This window comes from Nocardia sp. FBN12 (genome assembly GCF_050320175.1).
Taxonomy (GTDB): domain Bacteria; phylum Actinomycetota; class Actinomycetes; order Mycobacteriales; family Mycobacteriaceae; genus Nocardia.
On sequence record NZ_CP190048.1, the window covers coordinates 2,844,087 to 2,860,516 of the forward strand.

The following is a 16,430-nucleotide window of genomic DNA, read 5'->3' on the forward strand; positions in this document are numbered from 1 at the left end:
CTCTCGCGCTTCGGCATCACCGCCCGACGCATCCAGCGGGACTACACGTAGCGGGCAGCCAGTGTCTTCCGGTGTGCCGCCGGTGTGCCGAAGAGTGCACGATTCAGGGTCGCGCGCTTGAGGTGGACGTGCACGCCGCTGTCCCAGGTGTAGCCGTATCCGCCGTGCAATTGCATCGCCGCCCCGGCCACCCGCACCGCCGCACCGGTGGTGTACGCCTTCGCCATCGCCGCGCCGACAGCCGCGTCCGCCGCGCCGTCGACGATCGCGCGGGCGGCAGCGTCCACCAGGTGCCGCGCGAGGGTCGCCTGGACCAGCATGTCCGCGCAGGCGTGTTTGACCGCTTGAAACGAGCCGACCGGCCGGCCGAATTGTTCACGCACACGCACATATTCGACCGTCGCCGCCAGCATGGCATCGGCCGAGCCGAGGGAGTCGCACGCGATCGCCACGGCGGCTCGCGCGCGTAAATCCGCCGGTGTTCCTCGGAAACCCCACACGGCCCGCACCGCGGCTCGGTCGGCGATCACTGTCGCCGCCGATCGGGTGGCATCGACGAGCGGTACCGGAGTGATCGTCAGGCCGGGAGTACCGGGCGCCACGGCGACGAGCCGCCAGTTCCCCGCGTTCTCCCGCACGGGAACGAGCAGCAGGTCGGCCGCGGTCGCATCGAGCACGAACTCCGCCGAGCCGCTCAACCGAGGTTCGCCCGACGCGGATTCGAGTACGAACGCCGGATCGGCGTCACTGCTCGCGTCGAGTACCAGCACGGGGAGCGCGAGCCCGGCGATCGTCTGGCGTAATACGTTGTCGCGCAGAGTATCCGCTGTCACATCGACCAGCGCGGGCACCGACAGCGCCAGCACCGTGGGCAGCGCGGTAGCGGCCGCGGCGCGCCCCACTTCATCGAGCAGCACCGCCACTTCGGCGAACGTAGCTCCCGCGCCGTCGAATTCGACCGGCGCGGCCAAGCCGGGCCACCCGGCGCGAGTGACGGTAGCCCACGGCACCGGGTCGGTTCCCACCTTTTTCAGCACTTCCCTTGCGAGAGTGCGTAATTCGTCGTGAAACTCGGTGAATTCGTCGTTCATCGTTGCCCCGCTGCTGGTTCCCGAGGCAGCCCGAGGCCGCGCTCGGCGATGATGGTCCGCTGGATCTCGCTGGTACCGCCGGGAATGGTCCATTCCCAGGAACCGACGAAGTCCAGCACCCAGGCGCCGGACTCCCAGCCGCCGGACATCGGCTTGCGCACCACCGTGTGCGCGCCGACCCCGCCCAGTTCGGCGCCGAAATCGGTCATGCGTTGCAGCAGTTCGCTGTAGAACAGTTTGACGATGGAGGCGTCGGCCGGGCCGACCGTGTTCGTTTCGTGCCGATGCACCAGGTCGCGGCACATCGCGCGCAGTCCGGTGAGCTCGATCTCCAGCTCGGCGAGACGATCGGCGACCACCGGATCATCCAGCGCCCGCCCGCCGTGCCCGATCCGCGCGGCATCCGCGACCAGCCAGCGGAAGCCGGCGTTGCCGAGTCGTTCGGCCAGTTCGAGCATGGTCAGCCCGCGCTCGGCGCCGAGGGTGCGCTGGGCCACCTGCCACCCGCCGTTCTCCGCACCGATCATCGCGCTGGCCGGGACCCGCACCCGGTCCAGGAAGATCTCGCAGAAATGCGATTCACCGGTGGCCTGCCGAATCGGCCGCACCTCGATGCCGGGGCTGCGCATATCGACCAGGAAGTACGAAATCCCTTGGCGGGCAGGAGCGGAAGGGTCGGAGCGCGCGAGCAGCAAGCACCAGTGCGCGTACTGCGCGCCGCTGGCCCACACCTTCTGCCCGGTGATCACCCAGTCGTCACCGTCGCGGCGGGCCGTGGTGCGCAACGCGGCCAGGTCCGAGCCCGCGTCGGGCTCGGAGAAGCCCTGCACCCAGATCTCGCCGTCGAGAATGGCGGGCAGATGCCGCGCCCGCTGTTCGGCCGTGCCTGCCGCCAGCAGCGTCGCGGCCGCGTGATGGATGGCGACGAACGCGAGCACCAGGCGCGGCGCGTCGTGCGCGGCCAGTTCCTGGTACAGCACGATCTGGTGTGACACCGGCATGCCACCGCCGTATTCGGCGGGCCAGTGCGGCACCGCGAACCCCGCCGCACGCAAGCGCTGGAACCAATCCTGTTGGAACCGAGCGAATTCCGCGTCGGAGGCACCGGTCTGCGTCTGGCGCCACTGCGCGGGAATGTGCTGCGCGCACCACCGGCGGACGTGCTCGCCGAACTCCTCGAGATCCTCGGGCCACGCGTGGGGTTGCGTTCCGGTGCGCGTCATCGTGCGTGCCGCCGCAGCCCGCGCAGGCGCTCGCGGTGTTCGTCGGTCTGCATCGACACCACCTCGGCGGCGAATCCGGCTTGCAGCGGACCGGCCAGTGCCTGCGTGAGGTACATGTTCACCACCCGTTTGGTGCCGCGTATCGCCTCGACCGGCTGAGCTGCCAGTCGGCGCGCGAGCGCGTGCGCCTCGTCCAGCAGGGCGTCCGGGGGCGTCGTCCGGCTGGCCAGGCCCACCGAAACCGCGGTGGCGGCGTCGATCCGGTCACCGGTGTAGAGGAATTCGCGGGTGCGCAGAATCGGGGTGAGCAACGGCCAGAAGGCGGCGCCACCGTCGCCGGCCACCAGCCCGACCGCGACATGCGGATCGGCCAGATACGCCGACTCCGACATCAGCACCACATCGCAGAGCACCGCGATGCTCGCGCCGAGCCCGACCGCCGCGCCGTTCACCGCGGCGATGACGGGCAGCGGGAAGCGCAGCAGCTCCTCGATGATCTCCGCGCCTTCGCGGATGCTCTCGTCCCTGGCCGCCGGATCGTCGAGGAAGGAGGTGATCCACGCGAGGTCGCCGCCTGCGCTGAAGGCCCGGCCCGCCCCGGTCAGGATGACCACCCTGGCCTCGGTGTCGGCGGCCAGCAGGCGCCAGACCTGGGCGAGCCCGCGATGGAGGTCGGCATTCACCGCGTTGAGTTCGTCAGGGCGGTCGATCAATACCGTGCGCACGGGGCCGTCCGCGGTCACGGTGAGTCCGGGTGGCAGTGTGTCGGTCACCGGTTCACGCTCCCTGCGGGTCGGAGAACGGCCCGGCCAGCCCGCGGGTGCCGACCCGGCGGGTGAGCAGGTCCTCGGTGCCGGTGATTCCCAACGGCAATCGGCGCAGCGGCAGGCTGTGCCGCGACAGCCACGACAGCGGGGATTCGTCACAGAAACCGAGCGCGCCGTGCACCTGATGCGCGACACGGAAGACGATCTCGGCGGCTTCCAGCGCGGCGAGTCGCAGCGCGAGCGCGTCGGCCACGGCATCGGGCTGCCCGGTCTGGATGCTCCACAGCGCGTAGCGCGCGAGCATCTCCACTCCCTTGCGCTCCACTTCGGCGTCGGTCAGCTGGAACTGCACGGACTGGAATTCCGCCAGCCGCCTGCCGAACTGCTCGCGCACCAGCACGTGGTCACCGGCCAAGGCGAGCGCCCGGTCCAGCATGCCGAGCAACGTCCAACACGGCAGTGCCACAGCCAGAGCCAGGTCGTCGATACCGTCGGCGTCCATCGGCCGCACCGCGATCGGGGTGACGAACGCCGTCTCGCGTGCCGTCCCCCTTGCGGGCAACGCGGTGACCGCACCACGCCGCCCATCAGGATCGATCGCCATGATCCGCAGCGTGAGGCCACCGATCGCAGCAGCGGGTTGCGGCCCCGCCACTACGAAGACAGCGTCGGCGCCGTCCGGCCGGGCGAGCCGCTCCGCCACCGGATAAGGGGTGGCCCAATAGCCCGCACTGCGGCACAACGCCGCGGCCGCCTCCAGCTCCACCGGATCGCGCCGCGGCGCCAGCTCCCACGCACCGAGTCGCGACAGCACCGGGTCGACCAGTGCGCTCCGCTCCGCTGGTTCGGTCTCCGCGGCGCGAACGAGCTCGTCACCACCCGCGGCGCCCAACGCACGCAGCGTCTGCGCACCGAATTCTCTTGCCTCATCAGCTAATTCGAGGTTCATCGGACCCTCTCCCCGCGGCGGCTGTGCCGCCACCATCACACGCGAACCCCGGTCTCCCTCTTGCGGCACCATTGCCATACCCATGCGAGAACCCCACTCTCCATCCAGCGGCGGTGCCGCCACACCCACGCGACGACCCCGCTCTCCCCGCAGCGGCGGAACGGCCGCACCCACGCGAGGGCTCTGCTCTTCCTCCGACGGCAGTGCGGTCGCGCCCACACGAGCACTCGACCCTTCCCTCGGCGGCGGTACGGCCGGACTCACGCCGGAACCCCAGCTCGTCGGGTGCTGAACAGCAATGCGCGCGCCAGCAGGATCTGCTGCATCTCGATACTGCCCGAGGCCACGGTCGCCGCGTTGGCGTACCGCCAGTGATCGTCGACCGCCCGGCGGAACTGTCGCCGCGCGCCCTGTTCGTCGGGCAGATGCGTGGCGAGTTCGGACAGTAGAGCCGCGCTCTCCTGATCCAGGCGGGTGACCGCGATGCGGTAAGCGGCGGCGTCACCGGGTGCGACGGAGCCCGTGCTCTGGGTAGCCAGCACCTGGTAGGCCAGCAGCCGGGCCCGGCGCGCCCGCATGAGCATGCGTGCCCACCGGCCGCGCAGCGCTGCCGGCATGTCGTTCCAGCGCGCACCGATCACCGTCGGTGCCAGGTGCAACAGCCGTTCGCAGCGGGCGTAGCGCGCGATGCCGACCCGTTCGAAGGCAAGCACCTCCTGCACCACCGCCCAGCCCTCGTCCACCCGGCCGAGCACATCGGCTGCCACGGCGGGCACGTCGTCGAAGAACACCTCGTTGAGGTGGTGCGGGCCGAGCATGGAACGAATCGGGCGCACCTCGATGCCCGGCGCCGACATCGGCAGCAGAAACACCGTGAGCCCCTGCTGTTTACGGTCTCCGTCGGAGGTGCGGGCCAGCAGGAAACACCACTGCGCCATGGTGGCGTAGGAGGTCCAGATCTTCTGGCCACTGATGCGCCAGCCGTCGCCGACGCGGCGTGCCGAGGTGCGCAGCGAAGCCAGGTCCGAGCCCGCGTCCGGCTCGGAAAACCCTTGGCACCAGATCACTTCACCGCCCGAGATCGGCGGCAGATGCTCGCGCTGCTGTTCGGCGGTGCCGTGCCGCATGATGGCCGGGCCCACCCAGTTGACGCCCATGTACTGGGCCCCGCGTGGTTCGTGATGGGCCCACATCTCCTCGCGGACCACGGTCTGTTCCCACACCGAACTGCCACGCCCGCCGTAGCGCTGCGGCCATGCCGCGCAGAGCAACCCGCGATCGGCGAGCACACCGCAGAACCGCTGGGCGGTCGCGAGGTCGGCGGGCTCGTCGGTGAACGCGCCGAGGAAGCCGTCGGGAACCTGTGCGGCGATCAACTCGCGGAGCTCACCGCGGAGACCGGCGGCCGCATCACCCATGGTGAAGTCCATGCCACGCACGGTATCCAATCCTCATAAGGATAGCAATATTTGTGGGGTCACCGACGCCCCGACTAGACTGCCCGCCATGGCGGATGCGAACGACTCGGGGAGCAGGGCGGGCCGCACGACAGGGACACGCCGCACCAGGGTCCCGCAACGCCGCATCGCCGAAACGGTCGCCGACGAACTGCGTACCCGCATTCTCACCGGGGACGCCGACTACCGGCTGCCGACACAGGACCAGCTGGTCCAGGATTTCGGCGTCAGCTACCCGTCGATCCGTGAGGCACTGCGCATTCTCGAGACCGAGGGCCTGGTCACCGTCCGCCGCGGCAATGTCGGCGGTGCCGAAGTGCACCGGCCCGACGAGACCTCGGCGGCCTACCATCTCGGCCTCGCCCTGCAGGGCGCCCGGGTGACGCTCGGCGATCTGGCCGCCGGACTGCGGATGCTCGAACCCTTGTGCGCGGCCGCGTGCGCCGGTCGCGCCGACCGCGCCACCACGGTGGTACCCGCCCTGCTCGCGAACGTCGAGAAGTCGGCACAGCTGCTCGGTAACGGCGTCGAATTCACCCACACCGCCCGCGAATTCCACGATCTGATCGTGGCCCACACGCCCAATCTCACGGTGCGCAACATGGTCAGCGCACTGGTCACGCTGTGGTCCTCGCAGGAGGAGGCCTGGGCGCTCGAACTCACCCAGCAGGGCGAGTACCCCTCGCACGACGAGGCGGACGCGGCCGTGCGCACCCATCGGCGCATCGCGGGCGAGATCGAGGCCGGCCGTGCCGCCGAGGCCGAGCGGCTCTACCGCAGCCATCTCGCGGCCACCCAGAGCCTGGTGCTAGAGCGGTTCGACTCCGACATGATCACCGCGTCCAAGCAGGGCGCGCGGCCACGGTCGAACACTCGACCCTGAGCCACCCCTCACCCACATCAGGCGATTCGCCGATATTCGCACGCCCTCTTCCGGCCGTCCGATAATCTGATTCTCACGATTTCGCATACGTTGTTCTTGTGAATATGGGGCCGCATGTCGGCGTCGGTCCAGGTCAGCGCGCCCCAGCGCGCAACCCACCGGGGTCATCTCAGCACATATCCTCCTGAGCAGCGCATTCGGGACTGAAATCCGATATTGCAATCCTTATGAGGATTGCCGTACTGTGGCCCGCAACACATCTGATCCGACCGTATGGGAGGGCCCCGTAGTGACCCGAGGGGCGCGCTACAGCAGCGATACACCGTTCACCGTCGCCGAAGGCTGGCGCGTGCAACGACTCACACCGCCGAGCCGGCTCTTCGGCGCCAACGGCCTGCGCACCGGCGCCGACGACCGCATCTATGTGGCGCAGGTGGCGGGCAGCCAGATCAGCGCGCTCGACGTCGACAGCGGCAGGCTCGAGACCATCAGTGCCAAGGGTGGTGACATCGTCGCCCCCGACGATCTCGTCTTCGACACCGACGGCAATCTCATCGCCACCGAGTACATGGACGCCCGCGTCAGCGTGCGGCACCCCGACGGCACCACCCGGGTCCTGCGCGACGACCTGCCCGGGGCCAACGGCATCACCTTCCACGCGGGCCGGCTGTTCGTCAACGAGTGCCGGATCGGCGGGCGGCTCATGGAACTACCGCTCGACGGCAGTGCGCCGCGCGTACTGGTCGACAACCTCCCGATGCCCAACGCGATGGAATTCGGCCCCGACGGACTCCTCTACTACCCCGTCATGGGCACCAACGACATCTGGCGCGTCGACCCGAACGGTGGCGAGCCCGAACGTGTCGCCGGCGACCTCGGCGTCCCCGACTCGGTCAAGTTCGACGCCGCGGGCTTCCTCGTGTCCACCCAGGTGGGCACCGGCGAGGTGCTCCGCATCGATCCACGCACCGGCGACCGGCAGGTACTGGCGAATCTCGCTCCCGGACTGGACAATTGCACGTTCGTGGGGAATCGGCTGTTCGTGTCGAGCTTCACCGGTGCGATCACCGAGATCCTCGGCGACGGCGCGACGGCACCGATCCTGGCGGGCGGGCTGATGTGGCCGCTCGATCTCACCTTCGGTCACGACGGCAACCTCTACGTCGCCGACGGCACGTACTTCTATGTCCTGCGCGCAGGCGAGCTCGAACCGGTCGCCTCGCTGTTCAGTGTGAACACGCCCGGGTACGTGCGCGGTGCCACCTCGGTCGGCCCCGGCGAGTTCCTCGTCTCGACGTCGTCGGGCGAGATCGCCTACTACCGGCTGGGTCCCGAGCCGAGCACCGAGATCGTGGCGCAGGGCTACGACCAGCTCTACGGCATCGCCGCCACCGCCGATCACGTCATCGTCGTCGCCGAGTTCGGCGCGGGCCGGGTGATGTCGTTGCACGGCGGCCGGGCCGAGGCCATCGCGACCGGGCTCGCGGGCCCACTGGGCGTGGCGTTCGGGCCGGACGAATCCGTCCTGGTCTCCGAATCCGGTGCGGGACGCGTCGTTTCGATCAAGGACGGCAACGTCGACATCGTGGTCGACGACCTGGATACACCGCACGGCATCTTGGTCCGTGGCACGCAACTGTTCGTCGTCGACGTCGGTCTGAAGGCCGTCATCGTTGTCGACTTGGAGACCAAAGCGCGCCGGACGCTCGCCGCGGGGCTGCCGGTCGGCGTGCCCGACGGGGTGGTCGCCAAGCCGCTGCTCGGCACCCCGCCGTTCTCCGGCCCGATGGGCCCCTTCGCGGGCATCACCGCGAGCCCGGACGGCACCCTCTACCTCTCCGCCGACGCCGAGGGCAGCATCCTCACCTTGAATCAGGAAGCGTGACAACGGATATGGCCTACGACGGTCTGGGACTCGACGGGCGCATCGTCATCGTGTCCGGTGCGGGTGGCGGCGGCATCGGTACCGCCGTCACCGCGATGGTGGCCCGCGCGGGCGCGACCGTCATCGCGGTGAGCAGGTCGACCGAGAACCTGGATACCCACATCGCGCCCCTCGTCGCCGAGGGGCTCCCGGTGATCCCGGTCGCCGCCGACGCGGGCACCGACGAAGGAATCGCGACCGTGCTCGACCGGGTCGCCGCGGTTCCCGGCACTCTGCACGGGCTCGTGAACGTGGCCGGTGGCGCGGATCCGTCGCAATGGATGCCCGCCGTCCGGATCACCCGATCCGACTGGCACGACCTGTTCGCGCGCAACCTCGACACGATGTTCTTCATGAGCCAGGCGGTCGCCCGGGAGTTGCGCGCGCGCGATCTGCCCGGTTCCATCGTCTCGATCTCCTCGATCAGTGGCATGAATACCGCACCGTTCCACCTCGCCTACGGCACCGCCAAGGCCGCACTGGTCGCCGCGACCAGGACGCTCGCGGTGGAACTCGCGCAGGACGGAATCCGGGTCAACGCGGTGGCGCCCGGCGTCACCGAGACACCGGCCTCCCGTGCCTACGTCGGCGAGGACCCCGATCGCGATCGCCGGGCCATCACGATGGGCAGGCGCGGGCAGCCCCACGAGCAGGCGGGCCCGATCCTGTTCCTGCTCTCCGACCTTTCCACCTACATCACCGGCCAGACGCTGCTCGTGGACGGCGGCCTGAACCTGCGCTGGACCCATCTCGGCGGTGACCACACCTCGCTGTTCCTCGAGAACGAGGACTTCCGCGCCGCCATCACCCGCTGACGAACCCACGGTTTCCTCCAGGAGGATGTCATGACCGAAACCGCCGAGACCACCGGCGATCCCGCCGCGGATCCGCTGTCGACCCCGATGACGATCGGCGTCGAGGCCTACATTTCCCCGGAGTACGCCAAGGCCGAGGGCGACCTCCTCTGGGCCAGGGTGTGGCAGCAGGTCTGCCGGGTGGAGGAGATCGCACGGGTCGGCGACTACCTGACCTACGAGATCGCCGCCGACTCGATCATCGTGGTCCGCACCGCACCCGACACCCTGCGCGCCTATCACAATGTGTGCGCGCACCGGGGTCGCCGCCTGGTGGACACTCCCCCTGGCGCGCACGACGGACGCGGGCAGACCCGCCAGTTCACCTGCAGCTTCCACGGCTGGCGCTACGACCTCGACGGCCGCAACACCTTCGTCGCCGAACGCGACGACTGGACGTGCGGTCTCACCGAGCGCAACGACGGACTCGCCAAGGTACAGATCGACACCTGGGGCGGCTGGGTCTGGATCAATATGGACCCCGAATGCGAGCCGCTGCGCGACTATCTCGAGCCCGCCGCGGGCCTGCTCGAACATTTCGAGCTGGAGAAGATGCGCTACCGGTGGCGCAAATGGCTGACCTTCGACTGCAATTGGAAGGTCGCCTTCGAGGCGTTCATGGAGACCTACCACGTCCCCTACACCCACCCGGAGTTCTCGAATTTCGGCTCGTTCCTCGGCTGGGCCCGCGCGCAGGGCAAGCACAGCAACATCGGCTACGACGCGCCGAAGGGCATGGAGGAGAACCAGGCCAAGCTGCGGGTGGGCGGCGGTGCCGACGCACGGGTCTCCACCGCCCAGTTGCAGAATTTCACCTGGGAGAACGCCAATACCAACACCACGCGCACGCTGGTGGACGTGGCCAACCGGCTCGTCGACGAGCTGCCCGAGGGCACCCCGTCCGACCAGGTGCTGCGCTACTGGCTCGAAACGGCCAGGGCGCAGGACCAGGCGCGCGGCGTCGACTGGCCCAAGGTCGAGCCCGACGTCGTCGCCAAGAGCGGCACCGCCTGGCAGATCTTCCCGAACTTCCAGATCGGGCACGCGGTCAACAACATGCTCTGCTACCGGTTCCGCCCCTACGGCACCGATCCGGACAAGTGCATTTTCGAGGCCGCCGTCTTCGAGCTGTTCCCGGAAGGGCAAGAGCCGCAGACCGAATGGGAGTACACCCCGGTCGGTGACCCCGGGTGGCGCACCGTGCTGCCGCAGGACTTCGACAATATGGCCGCCGTCCAGCAGGGCATGAAATCGCGGGGCTTCTCCGGCCCGAAACCCAACCCCTATCGCGAGCGCAGCGTGGTGAACCTGCACCACAACCTCGCGCGGTACATGGACACCGGCGCGCCTCGTGATCTCACCTGAATCATCCATCCCAGCAAGGAAATCCGCATGAGCGACTGCGCACCCACGCAGACCCCCGACGTCGATGTCGAGGCACTCCGGGCCCGCTATCTCACCGAACGCGACAAGCGCGTGCGGACCGAGGGCCAGGACCAGTACCTGGTGACCGATGACGAATTCACCGAATTCTACGAGGGTGACCCGTATACGGCGGTGGTGCCGCGAGAACCCATCACCGCCGAGATCGGCATCGCGATCCTCGGCGGCGGCTGGGCGGGCCTGCTCGCCGCCGCCCGGCTCACTGAGGCCGGGGTCACCGACTTCCGGATCATCGAGCTAGCAGGCGATTTCGGTGGCGCGTGGTACTGGAACCGGTACCCCGGCATCCAGTGCGACACCGACAGCTACGCCTACCTGCCGCTGCTCGAGGAAACCGGCTACATGCCGACCGAGAAGTACGCGCGCGGTGACGAGTGTTTCGAACACGCGCAGCGCATCGGCAAGCACTACAACCTCTACGAGCGGTCGATCTTCAGCACGCTGGTGAAGTCGCTGCGCTGGGACGATGAGCTCGACCGCTGGCAGATCGGCACCAACCGTGGCGACGACCTGCGTGCCCGCTTCGTGATCATGGCGCAGGGCCCGTTCAACAAGCCCAAAATGCCGGGTATCCCCGGGATCTCGGAGTTCACCGGTCACACCTTCCACAGCGCGCGCTGGGATTACGAGTACACCGGCGGCACGATGCAGGGCGGGCTGACCAAGCTGGCGGGCAAGAAGGTCGCGGTGATCGGCACCGGCGCCAGCGGCATCCAGATCGTGCCGCACCTGGCCGAGACCGCCGAGCACCTCTACGTCTTCCAGCGCACGCCTTCCTATGTCTACGAGCGCGGTGACGTGCCGACCGATCCGGAATGGGCCGCCTCAGTGCAGCCGGGCTGGACCCGCGAGCGCAAACGCAACTTCCATACCGCCGCGTTCGAGGCATTCACGCCCGGCCAGGCCGATCTGATCTGCGACGGCTGGACCGAGGTCAGCCGCAACCTCGAGGCGCACCTGAGCGCCACCGGCGGCTGGGCGTCGCTCACGCCGGAGAAGTTCATGGAGTTGCGCGAGATCGAGGACTACAAGGCGATGGAGCGCGTGCGTGCGCGTGTCGACGAGATCGTCACCGATCCGGCCACCGCGGCCGCGCTCAAGCCGTACTACCGATTCCTGTGCAAGCGGCCGTGTTTCAACGACCAGTACCTGCCCACCTTCAACCGCCCCAACGTGACCCTGGTCGACGTCGCGAAGACCAAAGGCGTGGAACGCATCACGGCCACCGGGATCGTCGCCGACGGCGTCGAGCACGAGGTCGACTGCATCATCTTCGCCAGTGGCTTCGAGATCACCACCGATCTGGACCGCCGCTTCGGCATCGCGCCGTTCGCCGGCCGCGACGGCCTCTCGCTCTACGAGCACTGGGGTGAGGGCTACCGAACCCTGCACGGCCTCACCACCCCTGGCTTCCCGAATCTGTTCTTCACCGGGTTCCTCCAGGGCGGGGTCACCGCCAGCACCACCGACATGTTCGACCAGCAGGCCGAGCACATCGCCTACATCCTGAAACAGGCCGTCGACACCGACGCCACCACGGTCGAGCCGACGGTCGAGGCCACGCGAGACTGGGTGCGCACGGTCCGCGAAACCGCCGTCGACAACAGCACTTTCCAGCGCGAGTGCACACCCGGCTACTACAACAACGAGGGCGAGCAGCAGATCCGCTCGCACCTCGGCGAACCGTACTGGCCCGGCTTCTACGCCTTCGGTGACCTCTTGCGAGCCTGGCGCGACGGCGGCGATCTGCCGGGTCTGGAGCTGAGCAGATGAGCTTGCGCTTCGACGGTCGCGTCGCGGTGATCACCGGCGCGGGGCGCGGTCTCGGCCGCGCCTACGCGCTGCTGCTGGCCGCGCGGGGTGCCAAGGTGGTGGTCAACGATCTGGGCAGCAGCGTGCGCGGCGACACCGTCGAGGGCGATCCCGCCGCCGAGGTGGTGGCCGAGATCCGGGCGGTGGGCGGCGAAGCCGTCGCGTGCGGCGAATCGGTCGCCACGCCCGAAGGCGGACAGGCGATCGTCGACGTCGCGCTGACGAACTTCGGGCGCCTCGACATCCTCGTGCACAACGCGGGCAATGTCCGCTACGGCTCCCTGCGCGAGCTGAGCTACGACGATTTCGAATCGGTACTCGACGTGCACCTGCGCGGAGCCTTTCACGTGGTGCGCCCGGCGTTTCCGGTCATGGCCGACGCCGGGTACGGCCGCGTCGTCCTCACGTCCTCGATCGGCGGCCTCTACGGCAACAAGGGCGTCGCCAATTACGCGGTGGCCAAGGCGGGCATGATCGGGCTGTCCAATGTCGTCGCGCTCGAGGGCGCGGAATCGGGCATCACGAGCAACGTCATCGTGCCCGCCGCGGTGACCCGGCTGGCGGACGGTCTCGACACCTCCGCCTATCCGCCGATGGGACCCGACCTCACCGCCCCGGCGGTCGGCTGGCTCGCCCACGAATCCTGTTCGATCACCGGCGAGATGCTGGTGGCCGTCGCGGGGCGGGTTGGCCGGGCCTATATCGCCGAAACCCCGGGGGTCCATCAGCCCTCGTGGACGATCGAGCAGGTCGGCGAGCAGATCGACGCGATCCGTGACACCGCGAATTCGTGGATCCTGCCGCCGGTTCCGGCCGGTCACACAGAACACCTCAGGAAGAGTTTCGCGCTAGTCACGAAAGGCTAACCGGCATGTCGGTCAAGGTCTACGAACGAATCCTTCAGCTGTTCGAAGCCGAAGGCATCAACACGATTTTCGGTATCCCCGATCCGAACTTCGTGCACATGTTCCATCTCGCGGAGGAACGCGGCTGGAACGTCATCGCACCCCACCACGAGGAGTCGGCCGGTTTCATGGCCGAGGCGGTCTCCCGGATGACCGGCACGGCCGCGGTCTGCATCGGCACGCTCGGGCCCGGCGTCGCCAATCTCGCCGGCGCGATGATGTGCGCGATGGTGGAGCATTCGCCGGTGATCTTCCTCGGCGGTCAGCGCGCCAGGATCACCGAGCAGCGGGTCCGCCGAGGCCGGATCCAATTCGTCAAACAGGCCGCGCTGTTCGAGAACTCGGTGAAGTACAGCGCGAGTATCGAATACGCCGATCAGACCGACGAGATCATCCGCGAGGGCCTGCGCAAGGCGCTCAGCGGAACCCCCGGCCCCGTCTATATCGAATACCCCTCACACGTCATCCAGGAAGAGCTCGATGTGCCCGCGCCGCTGCCACCGGCGAGCTATCGCCTGGTGGGCCAGACCGCGGGCGCGGACAAGGTCGCCGAGGCGGTCGAGCTGTTGCGTGCGGCGAAGCAGCCGATCCTGCTGGTCGGGCACGGCGTGCACACCTCGCGCGCCGGGGCGGCGGTGCGGGAACTGGCCGAGCTGCTTGCGGTTCCGGTGATCCAGACCTCCGGCGGTACCTCCTACATCAAGGGCCTCGAGGACCGCACCTTCCCGTACGGCTTCTCACCGGCGGCGGTCGAGGCCGTGGTGGGGTCGGATCTGTGCCTGGCGATCGGCACCGAGCTGGGTGAACCCGTGCACTACGGGCGCGGACGGCACTGGGTCGCGGGCGAGGCCGACCGGAAATGGATTCTGATCGAACAGGATCCGGCCGCGATCGGAGTCAACCGGCCGATCGACGTGCCGCTGGTCGGCGACCTGCGCGCGATCGTGCCGCAACTGGTGGCGGCGCTGCGCGACACCCCTCGCACGGCCACCCCGGAACTGGCGGGCTGGATCGAGCAGGACGCCGCGCGACTGGCCGAACTCGCCGAGACCGCACCGTCCGGGCGCACGCCGGTGCATCCGGCGCGGCTGATCGTGGAGGCCACCAAGGCTTTTCCCGCCGACGGCATCATGGTGCGCGACGGCGGCGCCACCACGATCTTCGGCTGGACCTACTCCCAGGCCAAGCCGCACGACGTGATCTGGAACCAGAACTTCGGCCACCTCGGCACCGGTCTGCCCTACGCGGTCGGCGCCTCGGTGGCCGAGGGCCGCAACCGCCCGGTGATGCTGATCTCCGGCGACTCCTCGTTCCAGTTCCAGATCGCCGAGCTGGAAACCGCTGTGCGACTGAATCTTCCGCTGGTCTCGGTAGTGGCCGTCGACTACGCGTGGGGGCTCGAGGTCGGCGTCTACAAACGCACCTTCGGGCAGGGGTCGCTCGAGACCGGGGTGCACTGGAGCACCGAGACCCGGCTCGACAAGGTCGCGGAGGGCTTCGGCTGTTACGGCGAATACGTCGACCGTGAAGAGGACATCGCACCGGCGATCAAGCGGGCCTACGCCAGCGGCAAGCCGGGTGTGATCCACGTAGCGGTCGACCCGAAGGCGAACTCCGAGGAGATGCCCTCCTACGACGAGTTCCGCACCTGGTACGCGGAAGGAACCCAATAATCATGCCTGCCATCTCCACGTTCTATATCGGCGGCAAGTGGATAGAGCCCGCCGGCACCACGACTTTCGACGTTGTCGACCCGGCTACCGAGGAGGTCTACGGCACCGTCGCGGCGGGGACCGTGGCCGATGTCGACCGGGCGGTGGCCGCCGCGCGTGGCGCGTTCGCGAGCTGGTCGCGGAGTTCGGTCAGCGAACGCCTCGAGCTGCTGGCCGCGATCGGTGTCGAGTTCGAGCGCCGCCGCGGCGACATCGCGGCGGCGCTGACCGCCGAGATGGGTGCCCCGGCGGCACTGGCCAACGGGTTCCAGCTGAATCTGGTTGCCGGACATCTCGATACGGCGATCGAGGTGTTGCGCGACTACGCGTTCACCGAGCAGCGCGGGGCTACGCTGATCGCCCGCGAGCCGATCGGCGTCGCGGGGCTGATCACCCCGTGGAACTGGCCGCTGAGCCTGATCGCGGTGAAGGTGTTCCCCGCGTTGGCCGCCGGGTGCACCGTCGTGCTCAAACCGTCGGAGCAGTCGCCGTTCAGCGCGCAGATCTTCGCCGAGGTGCTCGACGTCGCCGGGGTGCCCGCCGGCGTGTTCAACCTGATCCACGGCGACGGCCCCGGCGTGGGCGCTCCCCTGGCCGCACACCCGGACGTCGATGTCATCTCGTTCACCGGGTCTACCCGCGCCGGGATCGAGGTAGCTCGCAATGCCGCACCCAGCGTCAAACGGGTCACCCAGGAACTCGGCGGCAAGAGCCCCAATATCGTGCTCGACGACGCGCAGTTCGCGGCGAACGTCGCGGCGGGCATCGGCCCGCTGATGATGAACTCCGGCCAGACCTGTAGCGCGCTGACCCGGATGCTCGTGCCACGCGCCCGCATGGACGAGGCGATCGCGGCGGCGAAATCGGCCGCCGAGCAGCTCACCGTCGGCGATCCCAATACCGAGGTCACGCTCGGCCCGGTGGTGTCGAAGGCGCAGTTCGAGAAGGTGCAGGGTCTCATCCAGCGTGGCATCGACGAGGGGGCGACCCTGGTGGTGGGTGGCACCGGCCGCCCGGACGGTCTGGCGAAGGGCTTCTACGTCAAGCCGACCGTGTTCGCGAATGTCACCAACGACATGACGATCGCGCGCGAGGAGATCTTCGGCCCCGTGTTGACGATCCTGGCCTACGACAGCGTCGATCACGCGGTGGAGATCGCCAACGACACCGAGTACGGGCTGGCGGGCAATGTCGCGGGCGCCGACCTCGACCAGGCACGGGCGGTGGCACATCGCATCCGGGCCGGGTATGTCTCGATCAACGACGGGTTCGACTTCCACAGTCCGTTCGGCGGTTTCCGCAAGAGCGGCAACGGCCGCGAGTGGGGAGCGTTCGGTTTCGACGACTACCTCGAGATCAAGGGCATCCTCGGGTACGCGCCCGCGGAGTGAGCGAACGCGAAAAGCGCCG

13 protein-coding genes are annotated in these 16,430 nt (G+C 68.7%); 8 read left to right on the forward strand and 5 right to left on the reverse strand.

The features are described 5' to 3' along the window. Positions 1 to 41: 41 nt before the first annotated feature. The 5 genes from ACQHI0_RS13805 to ACQHI0_RS13825 form a co-directional block, all read right to left on the reverse strand. On the reverse strand, positions 42 to 1,091 hold the full coding sequence (locus ACQHI0_RS13805; RefSeq protein WP_427908337.1) for an acyl-CoA dehydrogenase family protein: 1,050 nt from the start codon (positions 1,089 to 1,091) through the stop codon (positions 42 to 44). Beyond that, a complete protein-coding gene (locus ACQHI0_RS13810; protein ID WP_427908338.1) occupies positions 1,088 to 2,314 on the reverse strand; it encodes an acyl-CoA dehydrogenase family protein in 1,227 nt (408 codons plus the stop codon). The genes ACQHI0_RS13805 and ACQHI0_RS13810 overlap by 4 nt, the downstream gene beginning before the upstream one ends. After that, the gene (locus ACQHI0_RS13815; RefSeq protein ID WP_427908339.1) at positions 2,311 to 3,087 is read right to left on the reverse strand and encodes an enoyl-CoA hydratase/isomerase family protein; all 777 of its coding nucleotides are present in this window, start codon (positions 3,085 to 3,087) and stop codon (positions 2,311 to 2,313) included. Before ACQHI0_RS13815 ends, ACQHI0_RS13810 begins: the two co-directional genes overlap by 4 nt. Positions 3,088 to 3,091: 4 nt before the next feature. Continuing rightward, positions 3,092 to 4,030, reverse strand: a complete 939-nt coding sequence (locus tag ACQHI0_RS13820) for an acyl-CoA dehydrogenase family protein (protein WP_427908340.1) — start codon at positions 4,028 to 4,030, stop codon at positions 3,092 to 3,094. Positions 4,031 to 4,290: 260 nt separating this feature from the next. Continuing rightward, the gene (locus ACQHI0_RS13825; protein WP_427908341.1) at positions 4,291 to 5,460 is read right to left on the reverse strand and encodes an acyl-CoA dehydrogenase family protein; all 1,170 of its coding nucleotides are present in this window, start codon (positions 5,458 to 5,460) and stop codon (positions 4,291 to 4,293) included. 76 nt (positions 5,461 to 5,536) lie between these two features. On the opposite strand from ACQHI0_RS13825, the gene ACQHI0_RS13830 reads away from it, so the two are divergent. From ACQHI0_RS13830 to ACQHI0_RS13865, 8 genes are all read left to right on the forward strand, one after another. Then, entirely contained in the window at positions 5,537 to 6,370 is an 834-nt protein-coding gene (locus tag ACQHI0_RS13830) for a FadR/GntR family transcriptional regulator (protein WP_427908342.1), read from the forward strand. A 289-nt stretch (positions 6,371 to 6,659) separates the two neighbouring features. After that, positions 6,660 to 8,255 (forward strand): SMP-30/gluconolactonase/LRE family protein, encoded by a 1,596-nt coding sequence (locus ACQHI0_RS13835; RefSeq protein WP_427908343.1) that lies wholly within the window; start codon positions 6,660 to 6,662, stop codon positions 8,253 to 8,255. 8 nt (positions 8,256 to 8,263) lie between these two features. Beyond that, positions 8,264 to 9,109: an SDR family NAD(P)-dependent oxidoreductase gene (locus tag ACQHI0_RS13840; protein WP_427909159.1), complete on the forward strand. Its 846-nt coding sequence runs from the start codon at positions 8,264 to 8,266 to the stop codon at positions 9,107 to 9,109. Between the two features lie 30 nt (positions 9,110 to 9,139). Further along, positions 9,140 to 10,513, forward strand: coding sequence for an aromatic ring-hydroxylating oxygenase subunit alpha (locus tag ACQHI0_RS13845; protein WP_427908344.1), 1,374 nt, complete (start codon positions 9,140 to 9,142; stop codon positions 10,511 to 10,513). Positions 10,514 to 10,540: 27 nt separating this feature from the next. Continuing rightward, on the forward strand, positions 10,541 to 12,364 hold the full coding sequence (locus ACQHI0_RS13850; RefSeq protein ID WP_427908345.1) for a flavin-containing monooxygenase: 1,824 nt from the start codon (positions 10,541 to 10,543) through the stop codon (positions 12,362 to 12,364). After that, a complete protein-coding gene (locus ACQHI0_RS13855; RefSeq protein WP_427908346.1) occupies positions 12,361 to 13,269 on the forward strand; it encodes an SDR family NAD(P)-dependent oxidoreductase in 909 nt (302 codons plus the stop codon). Before ACQHI0_RS13850 ends, ACQHI0_RS13855 begins: the two co-directional genes overlap by 4 nt. A 5-nt stretch (positions 13,270 to 13,274) precedes the next feature. Beyond that, on the forward strand, positions 13,275 to 14,981 hold the full coding sequence (locus ACQHI0_RS13860; RefSeq protein ID WP_427908347.1) for a thiamine pyrophosphate-binding protein: 1,707 nt from the start codon (positions 13,275 to 13,277) through the stop codon (positions 14,979 to 14,981). A gap of 2 nt (positions 14,982 to 14,983) precedes the next feature. Continuing rightward, positions 14,984 to 16,411: an aldehyde dehydrogenase family protein gene (locus tag ACQHI0_RS13865; protein ID WP_427908348.1), complete on the forward strand. Its 1,428-nt coding sequence runs from the start codon at positions 14,984 to 14,986 to the stop codon at positions 16,409 to 16,411. The last annotated feature ends 19 nt before the right edge of the window (positions 16,412 to 16,430 follow it).